This is a genomic window from Amycolatopsis sp. NPDC043887 (assembly GCF_056435665.1).
In genome coordinates this window covers 148,741-161,169 of sequence record NZ_JBWKEB010000009.1, presented here as the reverse complement: position 1 = coordinate 161,169, position 12,429 = coordinate 148,741, and the positions used below count along the sequence as shown (strand labels likewise).

The window sequence follows — 12,429 nt, the reverse complement described above, 5'->3', positions numbered from 1 at the left end:
GGCTGGCCCCAGTATGGGCGCGTCGCGTTTAGCCCGCTAAACGCGATCTGTTCGGGGACGGGACCGATAGAGGTCGCGGAGCAGCAGGACCTCGGCGCCGTGGTGGATGGCCTCCCGGTTGATGTGCAGGACGAGGGTCGCGAGCGGGTACTCCGCGTACGGGCCTTCGGCCTCGCCGCAGGGGCGCGCGAGGTCCTCGGCGGTGAGGCCGCGGACGCCGTAACGCCAGCGCGCGTAGGCGTCGTCGAGCTGCTTCAGCGCTTCTCTGGCGGAGCCCGCGTAGGGGAAGGTCTGGTAGTCGACGGGCGGACCGCCGAAATGCGACGCGTTTCGCATCGCGAACACGCCGATGATGATGTGGGCGAGGCGCCACGCGATCGTCGTCACCGGCGGCGGAGACGGCTCCGGATACGCCCAGTCGATCATGAAAGTGCCGTTCTCGTCCGGCCGGATCGTCCAGCAGTCCTCGACGGGTTCCCAGAGGTATTCGTCGTCGCCGAGGGTGTCCAGCCGGGGCCGGAGATGCTGTGTCCAATGCCAGTCGAGCTGTTCGGAGAGTTCCTTGCTCCAGTCGATTTCCATGTCTCGGACGTTAGGACGCCTCGCGGTCATCCGCTGTCCTGAATCGTGAGGGGGTTGGCGGCGAGGTGACCCGGCCCACCTGGGACGATGGTGGGGAAGCGTACTGCTCTGATCTGGAGGTTTCAGGTGCCCAGTCCCACCGGTCCGGTACTCGTCGTGGACTTCGGGGCGCAGTACGCGCAACTGATCGCGCGGCGTGTGCGTGAGGCGCAGGTCTACTCCGAGGTCGTCCCGCACACCGCCACCGCCGAGGACATCCTCGCCAAGGACCCCGCCGCGATCATTCTTTCCGGTGGTCCTTCCAGCGTGTACGCGGAGAACGCCCCCGCCCTCGCCCCCGGACTGGTCGACGCGGGCGTGCCGATCCTCGGCATCTGCTACGGCCACCAGGTGCTCGCTCAGGCCCTCGGCGGGACGGTCGAGCCGACCGGGATCCGCGAGTTCGGCCGCACCGAGGTCCGCGTCGCCGGTGAGGGCGGTGTCCTGCACGCCGGCCTCCCGAGCAACCAGCCCGCCTGGATGAGCCACAACGACAGCGTCACCAAGGCTCCCGAGGGCGCCACCGTGACCGCTTCGAGTGACGGCGCCGCCGTCGCCGGGTTCGAAGACGTCAAGCGCCGCTTCGCCGGTGTCCAGTACCACCCCGAGGTGCACCACTCGCCGCACGGCCAGGAGGTGCTTCGCCGCTTCCTGCACGACATCGCGGGCATCAAGCCGCAGTGGACGACGTCGTCCATCGTCGACGACCAGGTCAAGCGCATCGCCGAGCAGGTCGGCGACGGCCGGGCGATCTGCGGGCTCTCCGGCGGCGTCGACTCCGCCGTGGCCGCCGCGCTGGTCCAGCGGGCCATCGGCGACCGGCTGACCTGCGTGTTCGTCGACCACGGTCTGCTCCGCTCCGGCGAGCGCACCCAGGTCGAACGCGATTTCGTCGCCGCGACCGGGGTCAACCTGGTGACCGTCGACGCGCGCGACCGGTTCCTCGACGCGCTGGCCGGGGTCACCGATCCCGAGGAGAAGCGCAAGATCATCGGGCGCGAGTTCATCCGCGTGTTCGAGCAGGCCGAGCGCGACCTCAAGGCCAAGGGCGACTACAAGTTCTTGGTCCAGGGCACGCTGTACCCGGACGTCGTCGAGTCCGGCGGCGGTGAGGGCGCGGCGACCATCAAGAGCCACCACAACGTCGGCGGACTGCCCGACGACCTGCAGTTCGAGCTCGTCGAGCCGCTGCGCCTGCTGTTCAAGGACGAGGTGCGCCGCGTCGGGCTGGAGCTCGGGCTGCCGGAGACGATCGTGCAGCGGCAGCCGTTCCCCGGCCCGGGGCTCGGCATCCGGATCATCGGCGCCGTCGACGCCGAGCGGCTCGAGACGCTGCGCGCGGCGGACGCCATCGCGCGCGAGGAGCTCACCGCGGCCGGGCTGGACGGCGAGATCTGGCAGTGCCCGGTGGTGCTGCTGGCCGACGTCCGCAGCGTCGGCGTCCAGGGCGACGGGCGGACCTACGGGCACCCGATCGTGCTGCGGCCCGTGTCGTCCGAGGACGCGATGACCGCGGACTGGACGCGGCTGCCCTACGAGGTGCTGGAGCGGATCTCGACCCGCATCACCAACGAGGTCGCCGAGGTGAACCGGGTGGTCCTGGACGTCACGTCCAAGCCGCCGGGCACCATCGAGTGGGAGTGACCGGCCCCGCCCGGACCTGCGTTTAGCCCCCTAATCGCGATCTGGCGCCTCTGGGCACCCCGGGCGCCCGGATCGCGTTTAGCCCGCTAACTGCGCTCTGGGGTCTTGGGCGCCGGCCGCGGCCCGGATCGCGATTAGCCCGCGAAACGCAGGTCGGTGGCCGTGGGCACCCAGCGCCGCCCAGATCGCGATTAGGGGGCTAAACGCAGGTCGGGCGCCGGGGTGGGAGCAAGGCGAAGGCCCCGGCGAGGGGCCGGGGCCTTCGGAGTGAGGTGGGGCGTGAGCGGCGCCGCTAGCGGCGGCTCTTGCGCAGCGAAGCGGCGAGCAGCAGGACGCCGACGAAGATCGCCCCACCCGCCATGACCCACCGGAAGTCGAACTGCGGCAGCCACGAGGAGCCGTCCGAGAGGACGTAACCCGACACCAGCAGCGTCGCGATGCCGATGATCAGGGTGAAGACGTCCACCCCGCGCTTCGACGGCTGAGCCGACTGGGTCTGCGTGTTGTCGTAGTCGTACTCAGCCACGACGCACCTCCACGTTCCCGACACCGTTCTTGACCTGCAAAGTGATCTTCTGCCCGTTGTCGCCAGGCGCGGTGAAGTCGACGGCGTCCTCGCCGACCCCCGAGCGGGACTGACCGAGGCAGTCGACCTCGCCCGCGCCCGTCTCGCAGGAGACCTTCACTTCGGCACCCGCCGGCACGAGCACCGTCGAGTTGCCCGCCCCGTTGGAGACCTTCGTGGTCACCGAAGCGCCCGCCGGCAGCTTGGTCAGGTCGACGTCGATGTTGCCCGCCGAGCGGTGGTACTCCGGCAGTACCTCGGACACCTGGCTCGGCGTCGCCGTCAGGTCGCCGACGCCGCCCTTCACGGAGAAGTTCTCGAACGGCACCGTGGTCAGCGCCATCCCGACGATCGCCAGCGGCACCGCGAGCCCGATCAGCCCGCGACCACCCCGAACGAACGAACCGGCCACCAGACCGATACCGACCACACCCAGGGTGAGCCCGATGACGTGCTGCGGTGTGAACCACGCCTCGCCGTCCAGGCCGAGGACGGTGCCGATCCCACCGACCAGCACGGCGATCCCGAAGGTCGCGGCGCCGATCTTCGACTTGCGGCGACGGGGCATCGGCGGCGCGGGAGGCGGCGGAGGGGGCTGCGGCGGCATTCCGCCGGACAGTGAAGCGTTCGGCAGATCCCAAGCGGACGGGTCGGCCGCGAGCGGGTCCCAGCCGCCCTCGGTCGCCGTCGAGGTAGAGGCGGCCGAGGCCGACGCCATCGAGAACGCGGCGGCAGGCTGAGCCGGGGCGGGCATCGACGGCCGGTTGAACTGACCGCGGTTGCGGTGCAGCAGATACAGCGCGACGGCCATCAGCGCGAACCCGATCAGCCCGGTGCCGTCGGTCATCCAGCCGCCGCTCAAGGTCCAGGTGAGACCGGGGAACAGCAGGATCAGCAGCAGCACCGCGAACGCGGGCGAACTCGACGCGCGGCCCCGTCCGATCAGACCCTCGAAAGCGGAAACGCGGTCGCCCTCCTGCGGCAGGAACAGCCAGCCCAGCAGATAGACGAAGACGCCGAAACCGCCGAACACGGTCGCCGCGACCAGCGCGACACGGACCACGGTCGGGTCGATGCCGTACCGGTAGCCGATGCCGGCGGCCACACCGGCGAACTTGCGGCCCGCCACCGGGCGGACCGGCCTGCTCCGCCAGAAATCCTTGACGGTCTCCTCGAAGCCGGCCGCGGGGCCGCGCTTCGGAACCTGTGTCTCACTCCCACTCATGCCACAAAGAATGCGCCCCGGCGGCCCCCGCCACATCCGGGAACGTCCCTGAGGTTTCCCCCAGCGGGAAGAGTCAGGGGTTTCCCCGATGGATCAGTACCCCACTCCGTGTGACCATGGAGAACGTGCAGGAATCCGCCCCCAACGACCTCGCCGAACAGGTGAAGCCGACGATCATCGAGCGCACTCCGGTGCCCGTTCCCGGCAGCCTGTCCCCGGCACCGTTCGAGCCGCCCAAGATGTACCGCCGCCGCTCCGGCCGCGCCATCGCGGGTGTCGCCGGCGGTCTCGCCGACCACCTCGGCGTCAAGGTGCTCTGGGTCCGGACCGCGTTCGCGTTGCTGGCCGCCCTGAACGGCGCCGGACTGCTCGCGTACGGCCTGCTCTGGGTGTTCGTCCAGCAGCAATCCGGCGAGGTCGAGCCGGAGAAATCAGCGCCGAAGGAGAAACAGCAGGCGTTCGGCCTGATGGCGCTGGGTGTCGGTCTCGCCGTCGCCAGCGGCACGTTGACCGGCCTGATCAGCGGCTGGGTGGCCATCCCGCTGGCGCTGGCGATGATCGGTGCGGCCGTCGTCTGGCGGGAGGCCGACGAGTCGCAACGACGGCGCTGGCGCGTCAGTGCCAAGGGCGGTGTCGCCACGGCGTTCCTCGGCGGCGGAGGCTGGTCGGCCGCGATCCGCGTGGTCGCCGGTGTCGCCCTGGTGATGACCGGCATCGGCGTCGTCGTCCTGGAGAGCGGCAGCATCGACCAGGTCAAGTTCGCGCTGGTCGCCGTGATCGCGACGCTGTTCGGGGTCGCCGTGCTGACCGTCCCGTTCTGGCTGCGCCTGGTCCGCGACCTGTCCGACGAGCGGATGGCGCGCATCCGCACCGACGAACGCGCCGAGATCGCCGCGCATCTGCACGACTCGGTCCTCCAGACCCTCGCGCTGATCCAGAAGCAGGCGGAATCGCCGCGTGAGGTCGCGAGGCTCGCGCGCGGTCAGGAACGCGAGCTGCGTGGCTGGCTGTACGGGCCGTCGGGGTACGGCAAGAGCAAGAAGACCGAGGAAGAGGCCGTCAGCGGTCAGCTGTCCGAAGTGCTCGCCGCCGCGTGCGGCGAGGTCGAGGACGCGTTCGCGATTTCGGTGCAGCAGGTCGTCGTGGGGGAGGCCACGCTGAACGAGCCGCTGACCGCGCTGGTCCAGGCGGCACGCGAAGCGATCGTCAACGCCGCCAAGCACGCGGGTGTCGACGAGGTAAGTGTGTACGCCGAGGTCGAGCCGACAGCGGTGACGGTCTTCGTGCGGGACAGGGGCAAGGGGTTCGACCCCGACGTCGTGCCGAGCGACCGGCACGGTCTCGCCGATTCCATCCGGGGGCGGATGGAACGGCACGGGGGCAAGTGCAAGCTGCGTACCGCACCGGGTGAAGGAACCGAGGTCCAGCTGGAGATGCCGGTCAAGGCGGGGAAGGGCGCGGCGTGAGGTCGCTATGCTCACGGGACAGGGCGAGCGAGGGAGCATCGTGACGGAGAACCAGCAGACGCGGGAGCCGGTCAAGGTCTTCCTCGTCGACGACCACGCGCTCTTCCGCGCGGGTGTGCGCACCGAACTGGACTCGATCACCGACGACGTCCGCGTGGTCGGCGAGGCGGGCTCGGTCGCCGAAGCGGTCGCGGGCATCGCCCGGACCAAACCGCAGGTCGTGCTGCTCGACGTGCACATGCCGGACGGCGGCGGCGCCGAGGTGCTGCGCCGGGTCCGGCCGGAACTGCCGGACGTCGTGTTCCTCGCGCTGTCGGTCTCCGACGCCGCGGAGGACGTGATCGCCGTGATCCGCGCGGGGGCGCGGGGCTACGTCACGAAGACGATCTCGTCGAAGGAACTCGTCCGTGCCGTCGTGCGGGTCTCGGAGGGGGACGCGGTGTTCTCGCCGCGGCTGGCCGGATTCGTGCTCGACGCCTTCGCCGACCGGCCGGGTTCCGCGCCGATCAGCGACCCGGATCTCGACCTGCTGACCCCGCGTGAGCGTGACGTGCTGCGGCTGCTCGCGCGCGGGTACGCGTACAAGGAGATCGCGTCGGAGCTGTTCATCTCGGTGAAGACCGTCGAGACGCATGTGTCGAGCGTGCTGCGGAAGACGCAGCTTTCGAACCGGTACGAGCTTTCGCGCTGGGCTTCCGACCGGCGTCTCGTCTAGGTGGCGCCTGTTCTCATCGGCCTGGTGGCCGTGTTCTTCCTGGGCATGGGGCTGCTCGGGCTCGTCGCGCCGAAACGGCTGATCCGGCCGTTCGGCATCTCGCTGGAGTCGGCGACGGCGCGGACCGAAGTGCGCGCGGTGTACGGCGGCTTCGGGGTGGCTGTCGCGGTGCTGCTCGGGTTCGCGGCTTTCGACGTCGGCGGGATACAGCGGGGCGCCGCGATCGCGGTGGCCGTCGCGCTCGCCGGGATGGCCTTCGGACGGCTGGTCGCGCGGTTCGCGGAGCGGCCGGAGCGGTTCTATCCGAGCTGGCTCTACTTCTGGGTCGAGATCGTCCTCGCCGCCCTGCTCATCCTCGCGACCCTCTGACGCCCTGACCTGCGTTTAGCGGGCTAATCGCGATCCGGCGAGCCCCCAGGCCCCACCGCATCGCGTTTTGCCCGCTAAACGCAGGTCAGCGGAATTCGTGGGTGACCTCGATCTTCCCGACGATGTGCGCGTTGAACTCGGCGAGGTCCTCGGCCGGGACCCAGAGCTCCAGGATCGTCTTCCCGCCCGCCTGCTGGACGGGGTACCGCTCGACGAACGCGGTCTCGACCTCGAACCGCGTCACGAACCCGGCGCCGTCGTACCGCACGTTCCAGTCGCGGGCGATCTTGATCGCGTAGTCCTCGTTCAGCACCGGGTAGAAGATCGGCTGCTCCGGCAGCCGCGGCGGCCACTCGCGCCAGCCCGACTCGCGGACGAGGTCGAGCTCCGCCGGGCCCGTCGGCCGCCACAACGTCGTCGTGGCGGTCACGGCGCGGCCTCCCCGGCGGCGGCGAGGGGGCGCTCGACCTGCGGAGTGGTAGCAAAGGTCCCTTGCTCCCGCGGGCGGAGCCGGGTCAGCGCGACCCCGCCCAGCACGACGACCATTCCGGCGATCACCCGCAGGTTCAGCGGCTCGGCCAGGAACACCGCCCCCAGCAGTACCGAAACCACCGGCAGCAGGTAGCCGACGATCGACGCCGCGACGGCGCCCTCGCTCGCGAGGAGCTGGTAGTTCAGCGCGAACGCGATCCCGGTCGACCCGATCCCCAGGATCACGACCGCGACGATCGCGCCGGTGCTCAGGTTCACCGGTTCGAACCCGCCCATCGGCATCGCGAGCAGCAGGAACCCGGTCGCCAGCAGCATCTGCCCGCCGGCCAGCGACAGCGGCGAGTCACCGGTACCGGTGAGGTACTTGCCCTCGTAGACGAACGCGAACCCGTAGCTCGCGGCCGCCGCGAGGCACGCCAACGCGCCCCAGCTGAGCAGGCCGGAGGCCTCCCACGGCGCGAAGATCAGCAGGATCCCGGCGAGCCCGACGACGAGTCCGGTGACCCGCACCGCGGTCATCTTCGTCCGCGCGCCCATCATCGGCGCGGCCAGCAACACCCACAGGGGTGTCGTCGAGTTCAGCACCCCGGTGATCCCGGAGTCGACGGTCAGCTCACCCCACGCGAACAGTAGGAACGGCAGCGCGTTGTGGAAGAACGCCGCGACGGCCAGGTGCCCCCAGATCCGCCGTCCCGACGGCAGCCGGTCCCGGCCGAGGTAGCAGAGCCCGATCAGCACCGCCGCGCCGAGCGCCACCCGCGCCAGCACCAGCTGCACCGGCGAGAACGCGCCGAGCCCCAGTTTGATCCAGAAGAAACTCGATCCCCACATGAGCGCCAGCGCGCCGATCCGCAGCAGGGTCTTCGTCTCGCCCACCCCAGTCCTCCTTAAGTGCCTGGCCCAGCTTCGCCGCGCCGACGCGTAAGGACAAGCGAAAATAACTGCAGGGAGCCTTAAGAAGAACTGTACGATCGGAGCATGCTGGACGTCCGCCGCATGCAGGTCCTCCGAGCCGTCATCAGCAGCGGTTCGATCACCGCCGCCGCCCGGAACCTCGGCTACACACCTTCCGCGATCAGCCAGCAATTGTCCACCCTGGAAAGGGAAGCGGGCGTCGAACTGCTCGAACGCGTCGGCCGCGGCGTGCGGCCGACGCCAGCCGGTTCGCTGCTGTCCGAACACGCGGAAACGCTGAGCACGCAGCTCGCCAAGGCCGAAGCCGCGCTCACCGAACTCAAGGAAGGCCGCACGGGCAGGCTCGCGATCCGCTATTTCGCCACCGCGGGCGCGTCGCTGGTGCCCTTGGCCGTCGCCGCGCTGCGCCGGGACTTCCCCGGTGTCCGCCTCGACCTGAAACTGGTCGAACCCGACGATTCGATGCCCGAGATCGAGTCGGGCAAGGCCGACGTCGCGATGATCGTGCTCCCCAGCAGCACTCCCCGGATCAAGGGGGTCGAGTACGTCCACCTGCTCGACGATCCGTACCGCGCGATCCTGCCGAAGAACCACCGGCTCGCCCGCAAACGCGTCCTCGATCTCGGCGAACTCGCCGAGGATCCGTGGGTCGGCGTCGACGGTCTCCCCGGCGCCTGCCGCGACATCCTCCTCGACGCCTGCGGCGCGGCCGGATTCGCCCCGAACCACGTCGTCGAATCCGAGGATTACCAGACGGCACAAGGGTTCGTGGCCGCCGGGCTCGGTGTCGCGCTGATCCCGGAGCTCGGCCTCGGCGCCCCGCATCCCGGCGTCGCCATCCGCAAGGTCCGGCGGCCGGATCCGGTGCGGTCCATCCACGCCGCCGTGGCCGCGCACGCCAGGGAACACCCCGCGGTGCGACGGTTCCTCCTCGCGATCCGCGAAGGGGCCGGACAGGTAAGCGGGACTGGCCGAGTGGGCACGAAAACCGGCTGAGCTTGAACAGCCGCACTGGCGGTCGACAACCTGGCAGGGAACCCGCCAGCGAAAGGACCCCGGTGCGTCCCCTGATCGTCCTGCACGGCTCATGGCACCAGCCCGCTCACTTCGACGACGTCGTCGAACGCCTGCGCAGGGAAGGCGCCGTGGTCACCGTCCCCGACCTGGGCGGGCGTCCGATCGCCGAAACCACCCGGACCGTCCAGGAAATCGTCGACAAGGCGACCGAGCCACCGGTGGTGCTCGCGCACTCCTTAGGCGGGCTGACCGCCAGCGGCCTCCGGGGGGCCGCGCACCTGGTCTACCTGGCCGCGATCGTCAGTGAACCGGGGGAAACCGCCCAGTACTGGATCGAGCGGACCAGAGAAGAAACCGGACGCGAGCCCCAGCAGCTGCCCTTGACCTTCGACGACCAAGGCCTGACCCACCTCGACCTCGCCGCCGTCCGCGAGGCCATGTACGCCGACTGCACGGACGCCGTCGCCGAGCGTGCCACGGCCCTGCTGCGTCCCGAGCCTGTCACGATCTTCGACGAGTCACCGGAAGGCTCGGCGTGGAAGGACACCCCGACCACCTACATCACCTGCACCGAAGACCGGGCGCTCGTCCCGGAAATGGTCGTCCACTTCGCCGCCCGGTGCGACACGACGGTGACCTGGCGGGCCGGCCACAGCCCGTATCTCAGCCGTCCTGTCGAGTTGGCGACGCTGGTCCTCGAGCGGCTCTAGCTCAGATCAGGAACAGCTCCGCGAACAGCACACCGATGAGGATCGCCGCCACCACGGCGCCAGCGACGATCAGCCATTTCCGGGTGTTCGGCGACTTCGCCGCCACCGGCGCGGCGGGCGCGTACTGCTGCGCCGGCGGCGCGTACTGCGGCTGCGGCGGCTGATACTGCTGCGGCTGGTGCTGGGGAAACTGCGGCGCCTGCTGCTGCATGGGCACCGGCATCGAGGCCGGGACCGTCGGCATGGCGGGCGCGGTCGGCGGGATGAACGCCGTCTGCCGCCCTTCGGTGATCGCGTTCAGGGAGCGCACCGTGTCGGCCATCGTCGGCCGCGCGTCCGGCTCCGCCCGCAGCATCTTGCGCAGCGCGCCCGCCAGCGGCCCGGCGGTCTGCGGCGGCCGTTCCGAGGACTCGCCGTCCTCACCGAACGGCGGCACCCCCTCGACGGCCGTGTACAGCGTCGCGCCCAGCGAGAACACGTCGGACGCCGAAGTCGCCGGTTCGCCGCGCGCCACCTCGGGCGCCCGGTACGCGGGGCTCGGGCCGCCGCCGGTGATGCCGATGTCGGTGAGCTTCACTCCGCCGTCGTCGGCCAGCAGGACCGTGCCCGGCTCGACGGTCCGGTGCACCACCCCGGCCTCGTGCATCGCGGCCAGCGCGCGGCCGAGCACGATGCCCAGCCCGGCGGCCTGTTCCGCGGTCAGCCTGCCGTGCTCGGCGAGGAAGGTCGCCATCCCGCGGGACGGGATGTACTCCATCACCAGCCACACGTCCGGCCCGTCGGGCAGCACGTCGTACACCTTGATGGCGGTGGCGTGCTCGAACTTGGCCGCGTCCTTGCCTTCTTGGACGACGACGGCCTTGGCCTGCTCCGCCCGGTCCGGCGGCAGCCCGACGGGCAGGTACATGCGCTTCATCGCGACCGTGCGCAGCAGGCGTGTGTCGAACGCCAGCCACACGATGCCCGCCCGGCCTCGCCCGATGGGCTGGTCCAGGCGGTACCGGCCGCCGACGATGGAACCCTCAGAACTCAATTGCAGCCTCGGATCATGCTCCGCCGGGCTCGCCCGTCTGGCTGGTCGGGGTCGTCGGCGTAGGCGTCGTGGTCGGTGTCGTGGGAGTCGGCGTCTTCGTCGGAGTCTTGCTGGGCGTCTTGGACGGTGTCGTCGGGTCGGGCTCGTCCGTCTGACTCGCCTTGGTCGACGTCTTCTTCGACGCGCTCGTCTCCTTGGGCGGCTCGGCGGACTCCGTCTCCGTCGGCGTGTCCGTCGTCTCCGGAGCCGATGTCTGCGCCGACGAACTGGGTGCCGGCTTCGACGACGAGTTCCCCACCTGCGCGGGCGTCTCCGGGTTGTTCGGGGTCAGCAGCCAGAACCCCAGCGCGGCCAGCGCCACCACCACGACACCGCCGATGATCGCGGGCTTCTTCCACGCGCCCGGCTTTTCGTCGTCGTCCTCGTCCACCGGGCTGGTCTGCGCGCGGGTGGGCGGCGGCGGGGGCGGATTGTCGTAATCGTCGTCGTAGGGATCGTCGTCGTAGTCGCCCGCGGGGATCGGGACGGCGCGCGTGGGCGCGGGGCCGCCGCCGGGGTGGCCGCGTTCGGCCAGCAACGCCGTCTCGTCGTAGTTGTCGTACCCGTCGTAGTCGTCTTCCGGGTAGCCCGACGCGGGCGGCTGGTGGTAGTCGTCCTCGTCGTCGTAGTACGACCCGGCCGCGTCCTGGTCGTCGAGGAGCGAGCCCGAGTGACCGGCGGCCTCGCTGTCGAGCGCCTGGGTCACGCCACCGCCGGCGAGCGCGCCCGCGATCGGGGCGGCGAGCACGGTGTCGTCCGCGGGGCCGCCCAGCGGCGTTTCACCCCGCGCGACGGCGGCGAGGAGCTCTTCGCACTCTTCGGCGGTGGGGCGGTGCCGCACCTCCGGATGCAGCAGCACGGCCAGCACGCTGGCGAGCGGGCCGGACTGGCGCGGCGGGATGATCTGCCCGGCCGCGACCGCGTGCAGCAGGCTCAGCGTGTTCTCGCTGAGGCCGAACGGCGGCTGGCCTTCGCAGGCCGCGTAGAGCGTCGAGCCGAGCGAAAAGACGTCCGACTCCGGGCCGGGGTCGCCGCCGATGGCCACCTCGGGCGCCAGATAGGCGGGGGTCCCGGCGATCATCCCGGTCTTCGTGACCGTCACGTCGTCCTTGGCCCGCGAGATGCCGAAGTCGGTGATCTTCACCGTGCCGTTGGGCGCCAGCAGGATGTTGCCCGGCTTGATGTCCCGGTGCACGATGCCGACCGCGTGCGCTTCGGTCAGCGCCGCCGCGACCTGCGCGCCGATCCGCGCGACCTCCGTCGGCGGCAGCGTGCGCTGCTCCTGCAGCACCTGGGCGAGGCTGGTGGAGTTCAGGTACTCCATGATCAGGCACGGCTGGCCGTTGTCGTCGGTGACGACGTCGAACACCGAGATGGCGTTCGGGTGGTGCAGTCTGGCGGCGATACGCCCCTCGCGCATCGTGCGCTGACGGGCGTCTTCGGCGTCGTGAGCCTCAAGTCCGGGTTGCAGAAGCAACTGCTTGATCGCCACCGTGCGGCCGAGTACCTCGTCGTGCGCTTGCCACACGGCCCCCATCGCGCCCGTGCCGATCCGCCCGGCGATGCGATATCGACCGGCGACCAGGCGACCCTCGTCGCTCACGCGACCTCCCTTTGG

General features: G+C 70.6%; 13 protein-coding genes. 6 read left to right on the top strand and 7 right to left on the bottom strand.

Features of this window, described 5'->3' with window-relative positions:
* Window positions 1-36: 36 nt before the first annotated feature.
* The gene (locus AC069H_RS24605; RefSeq protein WP_478233953.1) at window positions 37-582 is read right to left on the bottom strand and encodes a DinB family protein; all 546 of its coding nucleotides are present in this window, start codon (window positions 580-582) and stop codon (window positions 37-39) included.
* A gap of 126 nt (window positions 583-708) precedes the next feature.
* Between AC069H_RS24605 and guaA the strand changes: the two genes are divergently transcribed.
* Window positions 709-2,265, top strand: coding sequence for a glutamine-hydrolyzing GMP synthase (gene guaA, locus AC069H_RS24600; RefSeq protein WP_478233952.1), 1,557 nt, complete (start codon window positions 709-711; stop codon window positions 2,263-2,265).
* 292 nt (window positions 2,266-2,557) lie between these two features.
* Here the strand turns inward: guaA and AC069H_RS24595 are convergent, their stop codons facing one another.
* Both AC069H_RS24595 and AC069H_RS24590 read right to left on the bottom strand, forming a co-directional pair.
* Window positions 2,558-2,791: a hypothetical protein gene (locus tag AC069H_RS24595; RefSeq protein ID WP_478225022.1), complete on the bottom strand. Its 234-nt coding sequence runs from the start codon at window positions 2,789-2,791 to the stop codon at window positions 2,558-2,560.
* Entirely contained in the window at window positions 2,784-4,055 is a 1,272-nt protein-coding gene (locus AC069H_RS24590) for a PspC domain-containing protein (RefSeq protein ID WP_478233951.1), read from the bottom strand. Before AC069H_RS24590 ends, AC069H_RS24595 begins: the two co-directional genes overlap by 8 nt.
* Before the next feature lie 110 nt (window positions 4,056-4,165).
* Here AC069H_RS24590 and AC069H_RS24585 point away from each other — a divergent pair, with 110 nt between their 5' ends.
* Genes AC069H_RS24585 through AC069H_RS24575 form a run of 3 tightly spaced genes read left to right on the top strand, consistent with a single transcriptional unit; the run spans window position 4,166 to window position 6,605 of the window.
* Window positions 4,166-5,521, top strand: a complete 1,356-nt coding sequence (locus AC069H_RS24585) for a PspC domain-containing protein (protein WP_478233950.1) — start codon at window positions 4,166-4,168, stop codon at window positions 5,519-5,521.
* A 40-nt stretch (window positions 5,522-5,561) separates the two neighbouring features.
* Window positions 5,562-6,236: a response regulator gene (locus tag AC069H_RS24580; RefSeq protein ID WP_478233949.1), complete on the top strand. Its 675-nt coding sequence runs from the start codon at window positions 5,562-5,564 to the stop codon at window positions 6,234-6,236.
* Entirely contained in the window at window positions 6,237-6,605 is a 369-nt protein-coding gene (locus tag AC069H_RS24575; protein WP_465372262.1) for a DUF4345 domain-containing protein, read from the top strand. It abuts the gene before it with no gap.
* A gap of 85 nt (window positions 6,606-6,690) precedes the next feature.
* Here AC069H_RS24575 and AC069H_RS24570 read toward each other — a convergent pair whose 3' ends face one another.
* Entirely contained in the window at window positions 6,691-7,035 is a 345-nt protein-coding gene (locus AC069H_RS24570) for a hypothetical protein (RefSeq protein ID WP_478225028.1), read from the bottom strand.
* Window positions 7,032-7,973, bottom strand: a complete 942-nt coding sequence (locus tag AC069H_RS24565) for a DMT family transporter (protein ID WP_478225029.1) — start codon at window positions 7,971-7,973, stop codon at window positions 7,032-7,034. The genes AC069H_RS24570 and AC069H_RS24565 overlap by 4 nt, the downstream gene beginning before the upstream one ends.
* Window positions 7,974-8,075: 102 nt before the next feature.
* Here AC069H_RS24565 and AC069H_RS24560 point away from each other — a divergent pair, with 102 nt between their 5' ends.
* Window positions 8,076-9,008 carry a LysR family transcriptional regulator gene (locus AC069H_RS24560; RefSeq protein WP_340684692.1) on the top strand — a complete coding sequence of 311 codons (933 nt, stop codon included), beginning with the start codon at window positions 8,076-8,078 and terminating at the stop codon, window positions 9,006-9,008.
* A gap of 62 nt (window positions 9,009-9,070) precedes the next feature.
* Window positions 9,071-9,739, top strand: a complete 669-nt coding sequence (locus AC069H_RS24555) for an alpha/beta hydrolase (RefSeq protein ID WP_478233948.1) — start codon at window positions 9,071-9,073, stop codon at window positions 9,737-9,739.
* 1 nt (window position 9,740) lies between these two features.
* Here the strand turns inward: AC069H_RS24555 and AC069H_RS24550 are convergent, their stop codons facing one another.
* Both AC069H_RS24550 and AC069H_RS24545 read right to left on the bottom strand, forming a co-directional pair.
* Entirely contained in the window at window positions 9,741-10,772 is a 1,032-nt protein-coding gene (locus tag AC069H_RS24550; RefSeq protein ID WP_478233947.1) for a serine/threonine-protein kinase, read from the bottom strand.
* Window positions 10,773-10,785: 13 nt separating this feature from the next.
* Window positions 10,786-12,414 (bottom strand): serine/threonine-protein kinase, encoded by a 1,629-nt coding sequence (locus tag AC069H_RS24545; RefSeq protein WP_478233946.1) that lies wholly within the window; start codon window positions 12,412-12,414, stop codon window positions 10,786-10,788.
* Window positions 12,415-12,429 lie beyond the last annotated feature (15 nt).